Genomic DNA, 21,108 nt, shown 5'->3' with positions numbered 1-21,108 from the left:
TGTCAGGAGAAGCTCATGCGCCCAACCCAACTGTTATTGATCGGCCTACTGGCCACAACCAGCTCCGCCACCTGGGCCGCTGATGGCAGCGAACGCCCACAGCAGGTCCGCGAAGCTTTCCTGGCCAGCCAGGAACAGATCCACGGCGACGCCAACCAGGAAACAGCCGCCACCGGCAGCACCGGCAAAGCCCCTCGCGATGCTTCTGCGCCTACCACGGCCGAAGAAGACATCTGACAGCGATTGCCTACCGAGCACATTCATCTCTTGAAGCGTTTTTTCTGATGCTCCTTTGGAAAGAGATGAATTTTTAGCGCCCCCTTGGGGCGCTTTTTTTTGCCCGAAAATTGCCGCAGGACTGACACCTGTAGCCGCTGCCGCAGGCTGCGAACGACCGCGAAGCGGGCGCTGCTTCTGAGGATCGCTGAAGGTCCTGCGGACCTTTTCGCAGCCTCGCAGGCTCGGCAGCGGCTACAGGGACATATGTGCTAATGGGATACATCTGTTAACAGGCAAGGCCGGAGCTAGGTTGAAATGGATCAATCACGCGAAGGGAGAGCAAGGCCATGCAGGTCCTATCCAATGGTTACCGCCTGTTCAAGGGGCGGCGCTCGGAGATCGGCAGGATCTACAGCGTGACCGCCGTGACCGAACAACGGTGCCGGGTGTTCAGCGACTTTCGCCTGGGGCGGCTGGTGGTCGACCAACTGAGGGAACAGCACGAAGCTGGCCTCACCCACTCACTGGCCTGGGTGGTAATGCCTGATCACATTCACTGGCTGTTCCAGCTGCAGAAATGCTCGTTGGAAGAGGCCCTGTGCAGGCTCAAATCCCGTAGCGGGCGCACCATCAACCAATGCCTTAACCGACGCGGTCGGCTGTGGCAAAAGGGTTATCACGAACGCGCCATACGCCGAGAGGAAGACCTCAAGGTGATAGCGCGTTACATCATCTACAACCCGGTTCGCGCAGGGTTGGTCGAGCGCGTAGGCGACTACCCCCTGTGGGACGCCACCTGGCTTTAACCACAACGATCCATGTAGCCGCTGCCGAGCCTGCGAGGCTGCGAAAAGGTCCGCAGGACCTTCAGCGCCCCCAAGAGCGACGCCTCCTGCGCTGCCGTTCGCAGCCTGCGGCAGCGGCTACAAGAAGCGGCAAGCGATCAGTCTTCTTCCCTGCGATGCGCCCATTGGTACAGGGCAGGCAGCACCAGCAAGGTGAGGATGGTGGAGGACAGGATGCCGCCAATCACTACCGTGGCCAGGGGCCGTTGCACTTCGGCGCCGGTGCCGGTGGCCAGGGCCATGGGGATGAAGCCCAGGGAGGCCACCAGGGCGGTCATCAGTACCGGGCGCAGTCGGGTCAGGGCGCCTTCATGAATCGCCAGGGACAACGAGCGCCCTTCCTCTCGCAGGTTACGGATAAAGGCAATCATCACCAGGCCGTTGAGCACGGCGACCCCGGACAAGGCAATGAAGCCCACCCCCGCCGAGATCGACAGCGGTATGTCCCGCAGCCACAGGGCCATGATCCCGCCGGTCAGGGCGAAGGGAATCCCGGTGAACACCAGCAGGCCATCCTTGAGGTTGTTGAACATCATGAACAGCAGCCCGAACACCAGCAGCAAGGCCACCGGTACCACCACCTGCAGGCGCTGGGAGGCTTCCTGCAATTGTTCGAACTGACCGCCCCAAGTGGTCCAGTAGCCGGCCGGGATTTTGACCTTCTCGGCAATCAGGCCCGTGGCCTCTTCGACGAAGGAGCCGATATCCCGCCCGCGCACGTTGGCGCTGACGATCACCAGGCGCTTGCCGTTCTCGCGGCTGACCTGATTGGGGCCCAGCACCAGATCGAGGCTGGCCACTTCCGACAGGGCGATGAAGCCGATCTGCCCGTTGGCCGTGCCCGCCGTCGCCGGTATGGGAATCAGCAGCCGGGACAGGCCGTCGATATCGGTGCGCAGTTGATCGGACAGGCGTACCACCATATCGAAGCGCCGGTCGCCTTCATACAGGGTGCCGGCCTGGCGCCCGCCCACCGCAACGGCGATGGTGTCTTGCACGTCCCCCACGTTGAGGCCGAAACGCGCGGCCTTGTCGCGGTCGATATTGATGGTCAGCACCGGCAGCCCCGAGGTCTGCTCGACCTTGACTTCCGAGGCGCCAGGCAAGCTCTGCAAGGCCGTGGCAATTTGCGTGGCGGTCTTGTTCAGCACCGCCATGTCATCGCCAAACACCTTCACCGCAACATCGCTGCGCACCCCGGAAATCAGCTCGTTGAAGCGCAGCTGGATCGGCTGCGACAGCTCGTAGGCGCTGCCCGGCACCAGGGCACTGGCACGCTGGATATCAGCGATCAGCGCCTCTCGCGACTTGTTCGGGTCCGGCCACTGGGCCTTGGGCTTGAGCATCAGGTAGCTGTCGGAAATATTCGGCGGCATCGGGTCCGAGGCGATCTCCGCGGTGCCGGTGCGGGCGAACACCCGCTCGATCTCCGGCACTTGCGCCAGCAGGGTTTTCTCCAGGCGCTGCTGCATGTCCACCGACTGAGTGAGGCTGGTGCCGGGCACCCGCAGGGCCTGCTGGGCAAAGTCGCCTTCGCTGAGGCTGGGGATGAATTCACTGCCCATACGGCTGGCCAGCAGCGCACTGCCGGCGAGGATCAAGCCCGCCAGGGCGAAGGTCAGGCCACGCCGGGCCATCACCCAGTCCAGCACCGGGGCGTAGCCGCGCTTGGCGCTGCGCATCAGCAGGTTTTCCTCTTCCTTGACCTTGCCGGTGACGAACAGAGCGATGGCCGCCGGAACGAAGGTCACCGAGAGAATCATCGCCCCCAGCAACGCCATGACCACAGTGAAGGCCATGGGGTGGAACATTTTCCCGGCCACCCCGGTAAGGGCAAAGATCGGCAGGTACACCACCATGATGATCAACTGGCCGAAGATCAGCGCGCGCCGGGCTTCCTTGGCCGCGGCAAAGACTTCATGCAGGCGTTCGGAGCGGGTCAGCATGCGCCCGTGGTGCTGCTGGGCATGGGCCAGGCGGCGGATGGCGTTCTCGACGATGACCACCGCGCCGTCGACGATGATGCCGAAGTCCAGGGCACCGAGACTCATCAGGTTGGCGCTGACCTTGTTACTGAACATGCCGGTGAAGGTGAACAGCATGGACAGCGGGATCACCAGGGCGGTGATCAGCGCCGCGCGGATATTGCCCAGGAACAGGAACAGAATCACGATCACCAGCAGCGCGCCCTCGAAGAGGTTCTTCTTCACCGTGGCGATGGCCTTTTCTACCAGGTTGGTGCGGTCGTACACCGTGACCGCCACCACGCCTTCGGGCAGCGAGCGGTTGATCTCCTCAAGTTTCTTCGCCACCGCCTGGGACACGGTACGGCTGTTCTCGCCGATCAGCATGAACACGGTGCCCAGCACCACTTCCCGGCCATTCTCGGTGGCCGCGCCGGTGCGCAACTCGCGGCCGATCTGCACGTCGGCCACGTTGCGCACGCGGATCGGCGTGCCGTCGCTGCTGCTGATGACGATGTTGGCGATGTCCTCGATGGACGCCAGTTGCCCCGGCGCGCGGATCAGCAACTGCTCGCCGCTGCGCTCGATGTAGCCGGCGCCGACGTTGGCGTTGTTGCGCTCCAGGGCCGTCACCAGGTCGCTCAGGGTCAGCTTGTAGGCCGCCAGGCGCTTGGGGTCCGGGGCAATCTGGTACTCCTTGGCAAAGCCGCCGATGGTGTTGATCTCGGCCACGCCCTGCACGTTGCGCAGTTGCGGCTTGATGATCCAGTCCTGGATCACCCGCAGGTCGGTGGGGGTGTAGGGCGTGCCATCCTCCTTGCGGGCGCCCTCCTCGGCCTCCACGGTCCACAGGAAGATCTCCCCGAGCCCGGTGGAAATCGGCCCCATCACCGCCTCCACACCGTCGGGCAATTGCTCGCGAGCCACTTGCAGGCGCTCGTTGACCAGTTGGCGGGCGAAGAACAGGTCGGTGCCGTCCTTGAAGATCACGGTTACCTGGGACAACCCCGAGCGCGACAGCGACCGGCTCTGCTGCAACCCCGGCAGGCCGGCCATGGCCGTCTCGATGGGAAAGGTGATGCGCTGTTCGGTTTCCAGGGGTGAGAACCCCGGCGCCGCGGAGTTGATCTGCACCTGGACGTTGGTGATGTCCGGCACCGCGTCGATCGGCAGCTTCTGGTAGCTGGCGATGCCGACGCCGGCCATCAGCAGCACCGCCAGCAGGACGATGATGCGCTGCTCGATGGCGAATTGAATGATGCGTTCAAACATGGGAAGTCACTCTCTGATGAGGCCGATCAATGGCCGTGGTCGGCCGCGCCCTTGCCCAGTTCGGACTTGAGGGTAAAGCTGCCGCGGGCGGCTACCTGGGCCCCGGCTTCGAGGCCCTCGCGGATCTCGACAAAACCGTCCTGGCTGGCCCCGGTGACCACAGGCGTGGCCTGGAACCCCTCGGCCACGCGGACGAACACCGAGGGCCGGTCTTCCACGGTCTGGATCGCCGTCTGCGGCACGCTGACCGGTGCGTCGAAGGCTTCGGTGGCCACCTGTACCGAGACGAACAGCCCCGGGCGCCAGGCGTCATTGGGGTTGGCCAGGGTCACCCGCACCGTGGCGGTGCGGGTCTGTTCCCCCAGCAGGCTGCCGACGTAGGCCACCTGACCCTGGACCTGGGTCCCCAGCTCACTGGAGCTGACCTGCACCGGCTGGCCGACCCGGACCTTGTCCAGGTCCTTGGGAAACACGCCGAAGGTGGCCCAGACCCGGGACAGGTCCGAGAGGGTGAACGCGGCGCTGGTTTCGCCCACCACTTCGCCCACGCTCAGGTGTTTTTCCACCACCACACCGTCGAACGGCGCGCGCATTTCATAGCGGTTGCCGCCCACCAATTGGGCGCTGCCGCTCAGGGCATTCATCTTCTGCCGGGCATTGTTGAGGGCGATTTCCGCCTCTTGCAGGGCCTGGCGTGCCAGCAGGTAATCCTGCTCGGCGGAGATCTGGTCGACCCACAACTGGCGCTCGCGCTGGAAGGTGGTACGGGCCAGTTCCACCCGCCGCCCGGCGGCGGCCAGCTCGCTGCGCTGATCGGAGATCTGCTGGCTGGCGATCACCGCCAGCAGTTCGCCGCGCTTGACCGCCTGGCCGAGGTTGACCTGTACCGACTCCACTACACCGGCGGCCCGGGGCACGATGTGCGAGGTACGGTCCTCGTCGAAGCGGATCTCTCCCGGCAGGCTGAGTACCCGGTTGAGGCGCCGCGGACCGGCTGCGGCCAGCTCGATGCCGGCGGCCTGGATCTGTTCCGGGCTGAGTTCCAGATGGCCCTCGGGCTCCTGGGCGCCGTGCCCGGCCTCCTCGGCCTGGGGCACCGTTGCCGGGCTGGCGAACAGGCCCGGCAGCAGCAAGGCCGCCAGCCCGAGGCCGACCACTGCCGTGCTGGCCAGAACAAGGCTGCGTTTTTTATCCATGGGGACTCCTGAATCGATCGAGGGTCGGTAGCGCCAGGCGCTGCCTTACGGGGTAGAGGGAAACAGCCATTGACCAATGGCCCGATGCAGCTCATGCACGCACCAATGCGCGGGTGGGTCTTCGGGGGCTGTCGGGGGTGCGCCACTGCAGTCGCTCACCAGCAACGCGGCAAGGCACGCCAGGCCCATCAGCCAGGGTTTCACCAACGGCTGAGGTCGCCGTAGATGCGCTCGATCCGTACCCAGGCATCGGTGGTTTGCGCCACCGCGGCGAGGTACTGGGTGCGCGCGCCGATCAGGGTGCGTTGAGCATCGAGAACGTCGAGAAAGCTGAACTTGCCCATCTCGAAGCCCTGGGTGGCGCTGTCCACCGCACGCTGGGCGGCGGGCAGGATGGTCTGGTTGAAGGACTGCACCTCGCCCCGGGCGGTGTTCCACTGTTCCAGGGCCTGGCGGGTTTCGGTACGCAAGCGCAATTCGGTGGCGTTGCGCAGGTCCCGGGCCTGGTCGGCGCGGCGGGCGGCGGACAGCACGTTGCCCTGGTTGCGATTGAACAGCGGCAAAGGCATCGACAGCCCTACCAGGTTGACCCGCTCCCGGGCGCTGGCGTCGTACTGGCTGCCCACGCTGACGTCCAGGTCGGGAATGCGCTGGGCCTTTTCCAGTCCCAGGGACGCCTCGCGCTGCACCACTTCCTGCTCCGCCAGGCGCAGTTCGGTGGTTTCCGGCAGGCGGCCAAGCAACTGTGCCGGGGCCGGCAGCGCCGCCAGTGCCCGGGGCTGCTCCTGCACCCCGGCAAAGTCGCTGGTGGCCGCGCCAGTGACCATGGCCAGGCGTCGGTAGGCATTGTCCTGCTCCATCTGCCCCCGGTTCAGTTCCAGGCGCACCTCGGCCAGTTGCACCTGGGCCCGGGTGGCTTCCACCGGCGAGGCCTTGCCGGCGTTGACCCGGCCCTGGGCTACCGCCACGCCCCGTTCGGCCAGGGCCAGGGAGCGCCCGGCCAGTTGGGTGCGCTCCTGGGCCCGCAGCGCCGTGTAATAGGCATCCAGAACATCCGCACGCAACTGGTTGCGACGCCGCTCCAGCTCCAGGGCCGCCAGTTCCTGACCGCGACTGGCCACGTCGATCCGTGCTCCGCGCTTGCCCCCCAGCTCCAGGGCCTGGCTGAGCTTGACCGAACTGGTGCGCGAATCCCGGCGGGTGTCCTCGGCGTCCACCGACAGCACCGGGTTGGGGATGAGCCCGGCCTGCTGGCGGGCGCCCTGGGCGATGTCGATCTCCCAGCGTGCGGCGGCCAGTTCAGGGTTGTTGGCAAAGGCTCGGGCCAGGGCGCTGTCCAGGCTCAACAGCGGTTGCTCAACGGCGCTTGCAGATTGGCTCGCCAGGGCCAGCAACAGGGTCAGGACGCAGGTGCGTGCTGCCCGGGCAGATATTCTCGGGAAAGTCGGCATAACAAGTTCCGGCCCCTATGGAGGCAAAGTGTCTGCGAAGTTGCAGCGCACCATATCGACGCTTATCCACAGGAGTTCCGGCCGATATGAAACTGCAGCAGTTCGCCCATTGACAGGGAGAGTTTCAAGTTCGGCCAACTGTAACTTTCAGTGCTTATCAGCAGGGTGGCGCAAAGATTACAAATCCGTTAGCAAAGGCTCTGGCTCAAGGTTCTGTATTAACATCCGGCTATTCGAAGTGAACATCAAGAGCACTTTTCAAGTGCCAGCAAGCGAACTTTAAAGAACACGAATACGGCACGGGGCCGCACAACTTTCGAGCATTGGCCCGCTGATTACTCGCGTCTTTTCGTTACTGTCCCCCACCTGCCGAGAACCTCATTTCCATGCGTATTCTGGTCATCGAAGACGAACCCAAGACCGCTGACTACCTGCATCAGGGGCTGACTGAAAGTGGCTACGTGGTGGATTGCGCCAACAACGGCGCGGACGGCCTGCATCTGACTCGCCAGCATGCGTACGACCTGGTGATCCTCGACATCAACCTGCCGCACATCGACGGCTGGGGCGTGCTCGGGCAGATCCGCCAGGACAGCAGCACCCGGGTGATGATGCTCACCGCCCAGGGCCGGCTGGCGGACAAGATCCGTGGCCTGGACCTGGGCGCCGACGATTACCTGGTCAAGCCGTTCCAGTTTCCGGAATTGCTGGCCCGGGTCCGCACCCTGATGCGCCGCAGCGAACAGGCGCCGGTGCCGGATGTGCTGCGGGTCGCCGACCTGGAGCTGGACCAGGGCCGGCACCGGGCCTTTCGCGGCAAGCAGCGCATCGACCTGACCACCAAGGAGTTCGCCCTGCTGCACCTGCTGATGCGCCAGAGCGGCGTGGTGCTGTCGCGGACCCAGATCATTTCCTTTGTCTGGGACATGAATTTCGACTGTGACACCAATGTGGTGGAAGTCTCGATCCGCCGCCTGCGGGCGAAGATCGACGACCCTTTCGAACGCAAGCTGATCCACACCCTGCGCGGTGTGGGTTATGTCCTTGAAGAACGCGACTGAGGCACGGCCGTGTTCGCCGGCAAGCCGGCTCCTGCACAAGACGCAAGCGCGGCTCCCTCAATGTTCATGCACCTGCTCATGAAACCCTGCCTGCTCCACCTGCAAGGTGACGTGGGCAATGTCGAAGCGCTCCTGCAGCAGCTCGGTGACCTCGGCCAGGATCGCCTGTTCATCCCGCCCTTGCAGGTGCGCCACCAGATGCGCGCTAAGCACGTTCTTGCCGCTGGTCAGGGCCCAGATATGCAGGTCGTGCACGTCGCTGATCCCCGGCACCTGGCGTATGGCCTGCTCCACCTGGTCGATGTCGACCCCGTCCGGCACCCCTTGCAGCAGCACGTTCATGCTCTCCTTGAGCAGGGTCCAGGTCCGTGGCAACACCCACAGGCCGATGGCCGCGGCCACCAGGGAATCGACCCAGCCCCAACCGGTGAACATGATCACCAGCGCGGCGATGATCACCCCCAGTGAACCGAGCATGTCGCTCCATACCTCCAGGTATGCACCCTTGACGTTGAGGCTCTGGCTGCTGCCGGAGGCCAGCAGGCCCATGGAGATCAGGTTGACGATCAGCCCCAGCACCGCGATCACCAGCATTCCCGTGGACTGGATCTCGGCCGGTGCCTGCAGGCGTTGCCAGGCCTCGAACAGAATGTAGAACGCCACCACGAACAGCAGCAGGGCGTTGAACGCCGCGGCGAGGATCTCGAAGCGCGCATAACCGAAAGTACGCTTGCGGTCCGCCGGGCGCTTGGCGACCTGGATCGCCACCAGGGAGATGGCCAGCGCCAGGGTATCGGTGAGCATGTGCGCGGCATCCGACAGCAGCGCCAGGCTGCCGGTGACAAAGGCCCCGATGACCTCGGCGAGCATGAAGCTGCCGGTCAGCCCCAGGGCCATCCACAACTTGCGTTCATGCCCGGCCCGTACCTGGCCGTGACTGTGTCCTGCGCCCATGAAAGATCCTCGGTTGGCTGGTAAAGCGTGGCCCTGATGATAGTTCGATTGGCCAGGTGCCCAGGGCTGGATAAGCGAATTGTCATCTGCCGGTTATCCGCCGGTTATCCAGGGCAGGCCCATAGTTAGCCGGCTAACGAATGCACCAAAAGTGCGCATAAGCCCTCTGCGGCGGGCGCCTCGGGTATGCTCCCAAAAAAGTGAAACAAAACGTAACAGATAAAAATAGCCGATTGAGGAGTCCCGCCTTGGATGTATCGACTGCCGCCTGGATGGTCCACGACACCCGCCTGATCATCTGCTGCCTGGTGGCCATCGCCAGCATCATTGTGCTGATCAGCGCCACCAAACTGCCGCCGTTCCTGTCGATCCTGATCGGCACCTTCATTGCCGGGGTGGGCGCAGGCCTGCCGCCGGAGGAAGTGGCCAAGGCCTTCAGCAAGGGCGCCGGGGCGATTCTCGGCGAGGCCGGGATCATCATTGCCCTGGGCTCGATGCTCGGCGCATTGATGGCCGAGTCCGGCGCCGCCGACCGCATCGCCTCGACCTTGCTGGGCCTGGGCAAGGGCAAGTCGCTGCCCTGGGTCATGGCCCTGGTGGCGATGGTCATCGGCCTGCCGCTGTTCTTCGAAGTGGGGCTGGTGATGATGGTGCCGATCATTTTCGTCATGGCCCGCCGCTCGGGCCTGCCGCTGCTGAAAATCGCCATTCCGGCCCTGGCCGGGATGACCACCCTGCACGCGCTCATGCCCCCGCACCCGGGCCCGCTGATTGCCGTCAGCGCCCTGCACGCCGACCTCGGCCTGACCATGCTGCTGGGCTTGTGCCTGGCCGTGCCGGCGGTGATCCTGGCCGGCCCGCTGTATGGCAACTGGTTGTCCAAGCGCCTGCAGGTCAGCGAACCGGCGGAGCTCGGCGCGCTGTTCAGTGCTGCGCCCAAGGCCCCGCGCCAGCCGGGCTTCGGCGTGTCGCTGCTGATCATTGTGCTGCCGGTGCTGCTGATGCTCGGCAGCACCCTGGCCAAGGTCGCCATGAGCCCGGAGAACACCCTGGCCCTGACCCTGAAGTTTCTCGGCGAACCCCTGATCGCCCTGGGCCTGGCGGTGATCGCCGCGGTGATCTGCCTGGGCTGGGCCAACGGCATGGCCCGGGACCAGGTCGGCAACACCCTGCGCAAAAGCCTGGCACCGATTGCCGTGCTGCTGCTGACCATTGGCGCCGGCGGCGGGCTCAAACAGACGCTGCTGGATGCCGGGGTCAGCCAGACCATCAGCAAGGTGGCCGAAGGCGCGCACCTGCCCTATATCCTCCTGGCGTGGCTGATCGCCGTGGCCCTGCGCCAGGCCACCGGCTCGGCTACCGTGGCCACCACCACGACCGCCGGCATCCTGGCGCCGATGATGGCCGGTCTGGCCGCCACCCAAAGCTCCCTGGTGGCGCTGGCCATCGGCGCCGGCTCGGTGTTCTTCTGCCACGTGAACGACGCCGGGTTCTGGATGGTGCGCGAGTATTTCGGCCTGCAACTCAAGCAGACACTCTGGGTCTGGTCGGTGCTGCAGACCATTGTTTCCGTGGTCGGGCTGGTGGGGACGCTGCTGCTCTGGCACTGGCTGCAATAACCGCTGGCCGTGGTGGGCAGGCCAGCCCTTCTGCATTGGGAACAGCGCTGTAGAATGCCCGCTTCATTCTCAGCGCAAGGGACCGACATGCCTTATCAGCCCTGGATCTTTGGCCTCGTCATCGCCGTAATTGCAGGCGCCGCTGGTTGGGCGCCTGCCCAGGCCGCAGCGCTGGATTGCGAGCACATCAGCGTCAGCGAACAGGTCGACCGCTGCGCCCAGCAGGACAAGGAGCGGGCCGACGCCGCACTCAACCAGAGCTATCAGGCGCTGCTGGTCCGGGTGCACAACCTGTACCCCAGCAGCCTGCTGCAAGAACAGGAATACCTCGGCAAATTGAAGAACGCCCAACGCGCCTGGATCAAATACCGCGACAGCACCTGCGTGCTGGAGGCCTTCGAAGTGGAACCGGGCAAGCCGGCCCATGTGACCCTGATCAACCTCTGCGTGACCCGCCTGAGCACCGAACGCACCCGCTATCTGGAACAACTGCTGCCCGAATGACAGCAGGCCCGGGGGCCTCTTCGCCGGCAAGCCGGAGCACCTGCAGGAACGGGCTTGCCCGCGAAAGCGGCCTCAGGAGCCCGCTCGCGGCCAGAACGGTCGATGCCCCGAGCCATGCAGCAGCCCGCAAATCAGGCTGACGAGCCAGGCAAAGCCCAGCATGCCAACACACGAGTCGCCCTGGCGCAGGCGCTGCTGGCACTCTGCGGCGCTGGAACACAGGGCGCTGCACCCGGGTTGATCGTCGCGGCGACAACTGAGCAGGTACCCCCGCAGGTGGCTGAGTACCAGGGTCTGCCCCGGCAGTTGAGCGAGTGGCAGCTGGAGCCGGGTCAGTTCGCGGTTCAGGCGCAAGCGCTGGCGCTCCCCGGTGTCGAGTTCCTCCACCAGCAGCGCCCCGGCCTCCACTGCGATCACCCGGGCGCGCAAGCTGTCGGGGCTGGCGCCCTCCAGGCCGTAGTCCAGTTGCGTGCAGGTCCAGGCCTGGATCAGGGCAAACACCAACCCCAGCACGAAGCTCATCAGCGCCACTTGTAACAGTGGCGCCAAGGCGGAGAAATTTCGCAAGGAACACAGCGTCGAACGAATCAAGACAGCTCCCGGAAACCCAAGCGCAGGCCGCGCGTTCCGGGAGATTAGCGGGAAAAAACCGGGGGCTGAAAGCCCTTTTCCAGCCCGGTTTCACGCGGGATCAAGAGGCGTTTTGGTGAAGGCTCTAGCTCGCCGCTTCGCTGAATCACAGCAGGCCGAAGAAAAGTCCTAGCGTTGGTCAGCCATGCAGCTTTCTCTCGCTGCCGCAGGCCCTTCCTCACCCACACGGCCGCCGAAGTAAGCGGCGCTGACGACTCCCACCGCTCCCATCACTGCGCAGTAGATCACGCAGATCCAGGGGCTCCAGGGCATCAGGGCGATCAGCAGCAACGGCGTGGTACTGGCCCAGAGGGCATAGGCGATGTTGTAGGTGAAGGAGATCCCCGACACGCGAATCCGCGCCGGAAACAGGCCCACCATCACCGACGGCACCGCCCCCACCACGCCGCAGCCCAGGCCGGCGATGGCATAGGCCAGGCCGATCCAGGCGCCGCCGCTGATCAGGCAGCCATAGAGCACGGCGATGCCCAGTGGCAGCAGCAGGCTATAGAGCATCACCGTGCGCCAGGCGCCGAGGCGGTCGACGACCAGCCCCGCCAGCACGCAACCAATGTTGAGAAAGACAATCCCTAGGCTGCTCAGGGCAAAAGTGTGGCTGGCGCTCATGCCGAAGCTTTTTTGCATCATGGTCGGGGTGATGACCACGAACACCACCACCGCCGAGGTCAGCACGCAGGTGAGGATCAGCGCCGGCAGGATCGCCAGCCGGTGTTCCCGCAACACGGTGCGCAGGGGCAGTTCGGCGGCGGCATCGCGCTGGTGCTGCAGCGCCACGAACACCGGGGTTTCGCTCAACCAGCGGCGCAGCCAGACGCCGATCACGCCGAACACGCCGCCCAGCAGGAAGGGATAGCGCCAGGCGTGGTCGAGGATTTCCTCGGGGCTGAAGACCCGCGCCAGCAGGGTCGCGGTCAGGGCGCCCAGCAGGTAGCCGAAGGTCAGCCCGGCCTGGAGAAAGCCCAGGGCATAACCGCGATGGGCCCGCGGCGCGTGCTCGGCGACGAACACCCAGGCGCTGGGCACTTCGCCGCCCACGGCGGCACCTTGCAGCACCCGCAGCGCCAGCAGCAGCAAGGGCGCGAAATAACCGATCTGGGCATAGGTCGGCATGATGCCGATCAGCAGGCAGGGCAGCGCCATCATCAGGATGCTCAGGCTGAAGACCTTCTTGCGCCCCAGGCGGTCGGCGAAATGGGCCATGAGGATGCCGCCCAGGGGCCGGGCCAGGTAGCCGGTGACGAAGATCCCGAAGCTCTGCAGCAGGCGCAGCCATTCGGGCATTTCCGGGGGAAAGAACAGCTGGCTCAGGGTCAGGGCGAAAAATACGAAGATGATGAAGTCGTAGATTTCCAGGGCACCGCCCAGGGCGGCCAGGCCCAGGGTCTTGTAGTCGGAGCGGGAAAAGCGCGCCGGCGACGACTCAGTGGAAGGGGTCATAAAGCAACTCGATGGCAGCACAAAGCAAAGGCGCTCATGGTCTACGCAAAAGATCCGGGGAACAACCCGTTCCCGGCCCTGGGTTGGTTTTCCGGGGTTTTCTGTACCTTGAACGGCCGCGCGCCAGGCCAATAATCGGGCACTTTCCCACCCAAGCAGAATCAGGAAAGTCGTCATGAGCAGCCATACCCGCACCCAGCGCCTGAGCGTCCCGCAACTGGTGGCCATGAAAGGCCGGCAGAAGATCGTTTCCCTCACCGCCTATACCAGCCACATGGCGCGGCTGATGGACCCCTTCGTGGATTTCATCCTGATCGGTGATTCCACCGCCATGGTCGGTTACGGGCGCACCTCGACCCTGGACATGAGCCTGGCGGAAATCATCGCCCACACCCGCGCGGTGGTGGCCGGCAGCCGCCTGGCCTGCGTGATTGCCGACATGCCCTTCGGCAGCTACCAGGAATCCCCGCAACAGGCCTACCGCAATTGCGCCGAGGTGATGGCCCGCACCGGTTGCGCCGCCCTCAAGCTGGAGGGCGGCCGGGCCCTGGCGCCCACCGTGGAGTTCCTGGTGCAGCGGGGCATTCCGGTGATGGCGCATATCGGCCTGATGCCGCAGTTCGTCAACCAAATGGGCGGGTTCAAGGCCCAGGGGCTCGACAGCGAGGCGGCCCGCAAGATCGAGGAAGATGCCCGGGCCCACCTCGAGGCCGGCGCCTTCAGCCTGTTGCTGGAAGGGGTTGCGGAGCCCCTGGCGCGGCGCATCAGCGACTTCTCGCCGATGCCGACCATTGGCATCGGCGCCTCCCCGGCCTGCGACGGCCAGGTACTGGTGACCGAAGACCTGCTGGGGCTGGGCGGGCCCCAGGTGCCGCGTTTCGTCAAGCAATACGCCGATGCCGGCGCCCTGATCAGCCAGGCCTGCGAACGCTTCGCCGCAGAGGTTCGGGAGCAGGCCTTTCCGCAGTTGCAGCATTGTTATGGGGTGGTTCAGGAGGCCTGACTCACCGCCCGCGCCAACAGCCCGAGGGCGCCCTGGATATCCTTGCTCCAGTCCAGGGTAAAGCTCAGGCGCAGGTGCTGCTGCCACAAGCCCTGCTGGCTGAAGATCGCCCCCGGGGCGATGACGATGCCGTCGGCCAGCAGGCGCTCGTAGACCCGGGTCATCGGCACCGGGCGCCTGGCTTCGACCCACAAGGTCGCGCCGCCGGCGGCAAGCGGCGCATGCAACAGCCCGCCGGCCTGCTCGTCCAGCAGTTGCTGCAACTGCTTCATCCGCTGTTGCAGCATGCCCCGCAGTTTCAGCACGTGCTGGTCTACGCGACCGGAACTCAAGAGCCGGGCCACGGCCTTCTGGCGGATCGGCGACAGGCGAAAGCGCCGCTCCAGGCACTGGCGCTGCAAGGCCGGGCCCAGGCTGCGGCTCAGCACGTAGCTCAAGGGCGCCTCGGCGCCGATGGCCTTGTCCAGGCTGGCGAACACCAGCAGGCGCTCGGGGTCGGCGAAATCCCGATAGCGAGCAGCGCCGGGCACGAAGCTGAATGCTCCGTAGCTGTCGTTCTCCAGCAGCCAGATCCCCCGCTCGGCGAACCAGCGGCACAACTGCTGCTTGTCGGCGGCGGGCATCAGGCTGCCGTGGGGGATGTTCACCGTCGAGGAGAACACCGCCAGGCGCACCGGCTCGCGCTGAAGCAGCGCTTGCACCTGTTGCAGATCGAAGCGCCCGCCGGCATCCAGGGGCAGCTCGATAATCCGCAGGCGCGCCGCCCGCAACTGGCGCAGGATCGCCCAGGAACACGGGGACTCCACCAGCACCACGCCGCCGTCCAGGTCCAGCGCCCGCAACGCCAACTCCACCACGCTGTGCAGATCGGCCCCCAGGAACACCTGGTCGGCCTGCCAGTAGTCGCGGCTGGAGCAGGTGTAGCGCCGGGCCAGTTCGCTGCGCAGCTCCTGCTCGCCCAGGGGCTGGTACAGCGGTGCCTGGTTGCGCGGGTACTGGCGGGCCAGTTCGCGCTCGGTCATCAGCAAGGGTTGCTCCAGCGACAGCAGCATCGCCGGCGCATCGCTGCACAGCGCCAGGCGCCCCGGCAGGCGGGCCTGGGCATAGAGGTTGTCGAGCAGATCCTCACCGGCCTCGGGCACGGTCGCGGCGGCCAGGGCCCGGGTGAAATAGCCCTGGCGCGGCCGCGAACAGATGCGCCCCTCGTCTTCCAGCAGGGCGTAGGCGTACTTGATGGTGGACAGGGAAACCTTCAGCCGCTGCGCCAGTTCGCGCAATGACGGCAGGCGTTGCTCCTGATCGCTGGCGGCGTTGTCGATCCACTGCAACAGGTAGCGGTAGACCGCCTGATAGGCGAAAGACGGGTGGCGCTGCACCGCTTCAGTTGCCTTTGGCCATGGCGATCGCCGCCTGGATCGCCGCGCGGGCCTGGGGGCTGTTCTTCCAGCAACTGGAACCCACCAGGGCCGAAGCCTGGGTGACGATGTGCAGGGCATCGGCGGCGGCCAGCTGGGCCAGGGAAGTGATGCCCAGTTGTTCCAGGCGAGCGACCACGGTAGAACCGACACCCTTGACCTTGAGCAGTGCGGCGCGTTCTTCGGGGGAAAATGACATGGGCGTTGAGATCCTTTGCAGTCCGTGGCAATTGCCGCATTCTTGCACAGTTCTCGGCCGCCTCTGCCTGGGGCGGCCGACCTCCTTATAAACATAAGAAATCCGAGGTACTCACGTGGCCGCTGATATTCAAGATAGCCGCTCCGCCCGCTTTGCCCTGCGCTGCTCGAACTGGGCCGAACGCTGGTTTCCCGACTCCTGGGTGTTCGCCGCGCTGGCGGTGATCATCGTTGCCCTGGCCACGCTGGCCATGGGCGCCAAGCCCACCGATGCCGCCATGGCGTTTGGCGACGGCTTCTGGAGCCTGATCCCCTTCACCATGCAGATGGCCTTCGTGGTCATTGGCGGCTATGTGGTAGCCAGCTCGCCGCCGGCGGTGAAGCTGATCGACAAGCTGGCGCGCATTCCCAGGAACGGCCGCTCGGCGGTGGCCTGGGTGGCGCTGATTTCCATGGTCGCCTCCCTGCTCAACTGGGGCCTGTCCCTGGTGTTCGGTGGCCTGCTGGTGCGGGCCCTGGCCCGGCGTACCGAACTGCGCATGGACTACCGCGCCGCTGGCGCTGCCGCCTACCTGGGCCTGGGCGCGGTCTGGGCCCTGGGGCTGTCGTCTTCGGCGGCGCAGTTGCAGGCCAACCCCGGCAGCCTGCCACCGTCGATCCTGGCCATCACCGGGGTCATTCCCTTCACCCAGACCATCTTTCTCTGGCAATCCGGCGTCCTGCTGCTGGCCCTGGTGGTGGTCTCGCTGATCGTCGCCTACGCCACGGCGCCCGGCCCCGGCAGCGCCCGGGATGCCCAGGCCTGCGGGGTCGACCCGAGCTTCAGCATGCCCAAGCCGCAACCCCGGACCCGACCTGGCGAATGGCTGGAATACAGCCCGCTGCTGACCCTTCTCCTGGCGCTGCTGGCGGCCGGCTGGCTGTATCACGAGTTCGCTACCAAACCGGCGATCACCGCGATCTCCGGGCTCAACACCTACAACTTTCTGTTCCTGATGGCCGGCGCCCTGCTGCACTGGCGGCCGCGCAGCTTCCTCGATGCAGTGGCCCGCGCGGTGCCCACCACCACCGGGGTGCTGATCCAGTTCCCGCTGTACGGTTCGATCGCCGCGCTGATGACCGTGGTCAAGGGCGTGGACGGCCAGACCCTGGCCCACCACATCTCGACCTTCTTCGTGCAGATCGCTTCCCACGACACCTACGCGCTGCTGATGGGGCTGTACTCGGCGGTGCTGGGTTTCTTCATTCCTTCGGGCGGCGGCAAGTGGATCATCGAGGCGCCCTACGTGATGCAGGTGGCCAATGACCTGCAGTACCACCTGGGCTGGGCGGTACAGATCTACAACGCCGCCGAGGCCCTGCCGAACCTGATCAACCCCTTCTACATGCTGCCGCTGCTGGGGGTGCTGGGCTTGAAGGCCCGGGACCTGATCGGCTTCTCCTTTGTCCAGTTGCTGGTGCATGCGCCCCTGGTGCTGGTGCTGCTCTGGGCCCTGGGGACCACCCTGTCCTACCTGCCGCCGGTCATTCCCTGACAGAGCCACAGGCCCGCTGCACAGCGGGCCTGTGGATAACGGCCCGCCGGCCCAATCGCAGATTTATCCAGGGCCCAGACAGCCAGGCCGTGCCGCATTCCTGTAGCCTTTGCGTCATATTCGGTTGTTACCGTGCGACCGAAATACTTTGTAACGAATCCTCAGAGAGCCGAGCAAGGAGCCGACATGAGCGACGATACCGACCTGCGCGACACCCCCGAATCCGCCACCGACCAGCCTGCCGATACCAGCCGCCGCCGCTTCCTAGGCGGCGTTGCGGTTCTGGGGGTCGGCGCCACCCTGAGCGCCTGCGGCCAGCCCGGCGAGCCAGGAGGCAAACCGCCGGTGGAACGCCCCTTGTCCCCGGCCGAACTGGACAAGGCGCTGCAGGAGCAGGTGAAAAACGTAGTGGTACTGTTCGCCGAGAACCGCAGCTTCAACAACCTGTTCGCCAACTTTCCCGGGGTGGAGAAACCGCTCTCGGCCCTCAAGCCCGAAGACTTCCAGCAGCGCGACCGCGACGGCAACCTGTTGCAGAAACTGCCGCCGATCTGGGGCGGCATTCTCCAGGTGGGCCCGCAGACCCTGGACGGCATCACCTACCCGGTGGAAACCCAGTTCCAGGAAAACCTGCCCAATGCCCCCTTCGCCCTCAAGGGGCCCAGTGGCGAGGACCTGCCCCTGGGCCTGGTGACCCGCGACCTGTGGCACGTGTTCTACCAGAACCAGATGCAGATCAACGGCGGCAAGAACGACAGCTTCGTGGCCTGGGCCGACTCCGGCGCCCTGACCATGGGCCACTATGCCCAGACCCGCTACTCCCTGCGCCTGTGGGACGTGGCTCGGGAGTTCGTGCTCTGCGACAACTTCTTCCAGGGGGCATTCGGTGGCTCGTTCCTCAACCACCAGTACCTGATCAGCGCCAAGGTGCCGTTCTACCCCGATGCCGCCAACTCGGTGGCCAAGTCGCAGATCGCCACCCTGCAGGGCGACGACCCCAAGGGCACCCGCCTCAAGCCCCTGGACAAGTCCCCGGCCAGTGCCATGGATGGCGCTCCGCAGTTCGGTCCCAGCGCCCTGACCCCGGACGGTTACGCGGTCAATACCATGGCCCCGCCCTACTGGCCAACCTGGATCCGCGACCCGGAGCGCCCGGACTACGCCAAGCCGGACCTGCCCAGCGTACTGGTGCCTCAAACCCACGAACACATCGGCGACAAGCTGTCGAAGAAGAACGTCGACTGGGCCTGGTACGGCGGCGCCTGGCAGGCGACCCTGGAGCAGTTCAAGGATTCCGGCGGGATTCCCAAGATCCCCAACTTCCAGTACCACCACCAACCCTTCAACTACTTCGTGCGCCAGGGCCCGGAAAACCCCGCCGAACGGGCCAAGCGCCTGCGCGACGGCGGCCTGGGCGATGAGTCGAGCACCAACAAGTTCTTCGCCGATTCCGAGGCCGGCAAGCTGCCGGCGGTGACCTTCTACAAACCCCAGGGCAACCTCAACCTGCACGCCGGCTATGCCGATGTGGCCGCCGGCGACCGGCATATCGACCGGGCATTGAAAGTGCTGCGGGAAAGCCCGCAGTGGAAAAACATGGTGGTGATCGTCACCGTTGACGAAAACGGCGGCTGGTGGGACCACGTGGCGCCGCCCCAGGGCGACCGCTGGGGCCCGGGCACGCGGATTCCGGCCCTGGTGGTATCGCCGTTCGCTCGCAAGGGCACGGTGGACCACACGGTCTACGACACCGCCTCGATCCTGCGGCTGATCACCCGGGTGTTCCAGCTGGAAACCCTGGACGGCATCAAGGAACGTGACCAGGCCATGATCGCCCGGGGCCAGAAGCCCATGGGCGACCTGACCAACGCCCTGCACTTCACGGCCTGACCCCGGCCGGGCCCGCAACGGGCCCACCTGCCACCGCAGAACCGAAACCCAAGCCCGGCTTCGGTTCTGCGGCACCGGCACAAATGATAGCCATATAACATCACCCACTTTACCCATCCACCCGGCGGGTAATATCCTGCGCGCCACCTATTTGTTTCATCTGTTTTCCGATTGGAAAGGGAGTTCGTCGTCATGATCGTAGGTATCGACCTGGGGACCACCAACAGCCTGGTCGCGGTCTGGCGCGAAACCGCCAGCGAGCTGGTGCCCAATGCCCTGGGAGAACTGCTCACCCCCAGCGTGGTGGGCCTGGACGACGAAGGCCGGATCCTGGTGGGGCAAGCCGCCAGGGAGCGCCTGCACACGCACCCGCAGCTCACCACGGCGCTGTTCAAGCGCTATATGGGCAGCGCCACCGAAGTGCGCCTGGGGGAACGTACCTACCGCCCCGAAGAACTCTCGGCCCTGGTGCTCAAGAGCCTCAAGGAAGACGTTGAGCGGGCCTATGGCGAACCGGTGGAGGAAGCGGTGATCAGCGTGCCAGCCTACTTCAGCGATGCCCAGCGCAAGGCCACGCGGATTGCCGGCGAACTGGCCGGGCTCAAGGTGGAAAAACTGATCAACGAACCCACCGCCGCAGCCCTGGCCTACGGCCTGCACCAGCGTGACCGGGAAACCTCGTTCCTGGTCTTCGACCTCGGTGGCGGCACCTTCGACGTGTCGATCCTGGAGCTGTTCGACGGGGTCATGGAAGTCCGCGCCAGCGCCGGCGACAACTTCCTCGGCGGCGAGGACTTCGACAACCTGCTGCTGGAACACTTCCTCGAACAGCAGGCCCAGGCCGCGGGCTTTCCCGAACGCCAGAGCGTGCTCCAGGCACTGCGCCGGGAAGCCGAGCGCGTGCGCCGCGCCCTCGGCCAGGAGCCCAGTGCCGAATTCAGCCTGCGGGTCGATGGCCGGCAATGGACCCAGACCATCACCCAGGCGCAACTGGCCAGCCTCTATGCGCCGCTGCTGGAGCGCCTGCGGACGCCCATCGAACGCGCCCTGCGCGATGCACGGATCCGCGTCAGCGACCTGGATGAAATCCTCCTGGTGGGCGGCGCCACCCGCATGCCCCTGGTGCGCAAGCTGGCGGCCGGGCTGTTCGGGCGCTTTCCCTCCATCAGCCTCGATCCCGACCAGGTGGTGGCCCAGGGCGCGGCGGTCCAGGCGGCCCTCAAGGCACGCTCGGCGGCCCTGGAAGAAGTGGTGCTGACCGACGTCTGCTCCTACACCCTGGGGATCGAGACCTCCCAGCAATACGGCAACCAGATCGAGAGCGGGCACTACCTGCCGATCATCGAGCGCAACAGCGTGGTGCCGGTAAGCCGGGTCAAGACCGTGCAGACCCTGCATGACAACCAGGAGCAGGTGCTACTGAAGATCTTCCAGGGCGAAAGCCGCCTGGTACGCGACAACGTCGCCCTGGGCCAGCTGGAAATGCGCGTGCCCAAGCGCCCCGCCGGCGAAGTCTCGCTGGACGTGCGCTTCACCTACGACATCAACGGCCTTCTGGAAGCCCAGGTGAGCATCCCGCTGACCGGGGAAAGCCATTCCCTGGTGATCGAAAACAACCCCGGCGTGCTGACTCCGGAAGAAATCCAGGAGCGCCTCAAGGCCCTGGCGCAATTGAAGATTCACCCCCGCGACCAGCAGGTCAACACGCTGCTCAGCGCCCGACTGGAACGCCTGTATCAGGAGAGCCTGGGGGAGTTGCGCGAACAGATCGGCTATTGGGCCGGGCAATTCCAGCAAGTGCTGGAAACCCAGGACGAACGCAAGATCCGCGAAGTGCGCAGCCAGCTCAGTGAACAACTGCAACACCTGGAAAACGGCCACTGGCACTGAGGAG

At 65.5% G+C, this 21,108-nt stretch carries 17 protein-coding genes; 9 read left to right on the top strand and 8 right to left on the bottom strand.

The genetic code is table 11. The annotated features are described in order from the left end of the window. The first annotated feature begins 15 nt into the window (after positions 1-15). Positions 16-237 carry a hypothetical protein gene (locus ACUXVH_RS11700; protein ID WP_011063459.1) on the top strand — a complete coding sequence of 74 codons (222 nt, stop codon included), beginning with the start codon at positions 16-18 and terminating at the stop codon, positions 235-237. 329 nt (positions 238-566) lie between these two features. Next, positions 567-1,025, top strand: coding sequence for an REP-associated tyrosine transposase (locus ACUXVH_RS11695; RefSeq protein WP_183000085.1), 459 nt, complete (start codon positions 567-569; stop codon positions 1,023-1,025). A gap of 137 nt (positions 1,026-1,162) precedes the next feature. Here ACUXVH_RS11695 and ACUXVH_RS11690 read toward each other — a convergent pair whose 3' ends face one another. The 3 genes from ACUXVH_RS11690 to ACUXVH_RS11680 form a co-directional block, all read right to left on the bottom strand. Further along, complete coding sequence (locus ACUXVH_RS11690) at positions 1,163-4,300, bottom strand: CusA/CzcA family heavy metal efflux RND transporter (protein WP_065365167.1); 3,138 nt, start codon at positions 4,298-4,300, stop codon at positions 1,163-1,165. Between the two features lie 26 nt (positions 4,301-4,326). Further along, entirely contained in the window at positions 4,327-5,496 is a 1,170-nt protein-coding gene (locus ACUXVH_RS11685; RefSeq protein WP_015637025.1) for an efflux RND transporter periplasmic adaptor subunit, read from the bottom strand. Positions 5,497-5,696: 200 nt separating this feature from the next. Beyond that, positions 5,697-6,947: a TolC family protein gene (locus ACUXVH_RS11680; RefSeq protein ID WP_445494897.1), complete on the bottom strand. Its 1,251-nt coding sequence runs from the start codon at positions 6,945-6,947 to the stop codon at positions 5,697-5,699. A gap of 386 nt (positions 6,948-7,333) precedes the next feature. On the opposite strand from ACUXVH_RS11680, the gene ACUXVH_RS11675 reads away from it, so the two are divergent. After that, complete coding sequence (locus ACUXVH_RS11675; protein WP_011063463.1) at positions 7,334-8,008, top strand: heavy metal response regulator transcription factor; 675 nt, start codon at positions 7,334-7,336, stop codon at positions 8,006-8,008. Positions 8,009-8,065: 57 nt separating this feature from the next. On the opposite strand, the gene ACUXVH_RS11670 is transcribed toward ACUXVH_RS11675, so the two are convergent. Further along, positions 8,066-8,962, bottom strand: coding sequence for a cation diffusion facilitator family transporter (locus ACUXVH_RS11670; RefSeq protein WP_015637028.1), 897 nt, complete (start codon positions 8,960-8,962; stop codon positions 8,066-8,068). 248 nt (positions 8,963-9,210) lie between these two features. On the opposite strand from ACUXVH_RS11670, the gene ACUXVH_RS11665 reads away from it, so the two are divergent. Next, positions 9,211-10,581 carry a GntT/GntP/DsdX family permease gene (locus ACUXVH_RS11665; protein ID WP_011063465.1) on the top strand — a complete coding sequence of 457 codons (1,371 nt, stop codon included), beginning with the start codon at positions 9,211-9,213 and terminating at the stop codon, positions 10,579-10,581. An 87-nt stretch (positions 10,582-10,668) separates the two neighbouring features. Continuing rightward, positions 10,669-11,085 (top strand): lysozyme inhibitor LprI family protein, encoded by a 417-nt coding sequence (locus ACUXVH_RS11660; protein ID WP_015637031.1) that lies wholly within the window; start codon positions 10,669-10,671, stop codon positions 11,083-11,085. Positions 11,086-11,157: 72 nt separating this feature from the next. Here the strand turns inward: ACUXVH_RS11660 and ACUXVH_RS11655 are convergent, their stop codons facing one another. Beyond that, on the bottom strand, positions 11,158-11,676 hold the full coding sequence (locus ACUXVH_RS11655; protein WP_065365164.1) for a hypothetical protein: 519 nt from the start codon (positions 11,674-11,676) through the stop codon (positions 11,158-11,160). Between the two features lie 168 nt (positions 11,677-11,844). Continuing rightward, positions 11,845-13,173 carry an MFS transporter gene (locus ACUXVH_RS11650; protein ID WP_053153842.1) on the bottom strand — a complete coding sequence of 443 codons (1,329 nt, stop codon included), beginning with the start codon at positions 13,171-13,173 and terminating at the stop codon, positions 11,845-11,847. A 175-nt stretch (positions 13,174-13,348) separates the two neighbouring features. Between ACUXVH_RS11650 and panB the strand changes: the two genes are divergently transcribed. Continuing rightward, on the top strand, positions 13,349-14,176 hold the full coding sequence (gene panB / locus ACUXVH_RS11645) for a 3-methyl-2-oxobutanoate hydroxymethyltransferase (protein ID WP_011063469.1): 828 nt from the start codon (positions 13,349-13,351) through the stop codon (positions 14,174-14,176). Here the strand turns inward: panB and ACUXVH_RS11640 are convergent. Continuing rightward, positions 14,164-15,552 (bottom strand): aminotransferase-like domain-containing protein, encoded by a 1,389-nt coding sequence (locus ACUXVH_RS11640; protein ID WP_041752577.1) that lies wholly within the window; start codon positions 15,550-15,552, stop codon positions 14,164-14,166. The two genes, panB and ACUXVH_RS11640, sit on opposite strands and share 13 nt — an antisense overlap. 4 nt (positions 15,553-15,556) lie before the next feature. After that, entirely contained in the window at positions 15,557-15,790 is a 234-nt protein-coding gene (locus ACUXVH_RS11635; RefSeq protein ID WP_041774476.1) for a hypothetical protein, read from the bottom strand. Positions 15,791-15,905: 115 nt separating this feature from the next. Here ACUXVH_RS11635 and ACUXVH_RS11630 point away from each other — a divergent pair, with 115 nt between their 5' ends. From ACUXVH_RS11630 to ACUXVH_RS11620, 3 genes are all read left to right on the top strand, one after another. Then, on the top strand, positions 15,906-17,324 hold the full coding sequence (locus tag ACUXVH_RS11630) for a short-chain fatty acid transporter (RefSeq protein WP_011063472.1): 1,419 nt from the start codon (positions 15,906-15,908) through the stop codon (positions 17,322-17,324). A gap of 186 nt (positions 17,325-17,510) precedes the next feature. Further along, entirely contained in the window at positions 17,511-19,214 is a 1,704-nt protein-coding gene (locus ACUXVH_RS11625) for an acid phosphatase (RefSeq protein WP_401403505.1), read from the top strand. A gap of 192 nt (positions 19,215-19,406) precedes the next feature. After that, positions 19,407-21,104 carry a molecular chaperone HscC gene (locus ACUXVH_RS11620; protein WP_065365161.1) on the top strand — a complete coding sequence of 566 codons (1,698 nt, stop codon included), beginning with the start codon at positions 19,407-19,409 and terminating at the stop codon, positions 21,102-21,104. Positions 21,105-21,108 lie beyond the last annotated feature (4 nt).

This window comes from Pseudomonas sp. 8(2025) (genome assembly GCF_052665325.1).
The sequence above is the reverse complement of the archived record's forward strand: the minus strand, read 5'-3'. Positions and strand labels throughout refer to the sequence as shown.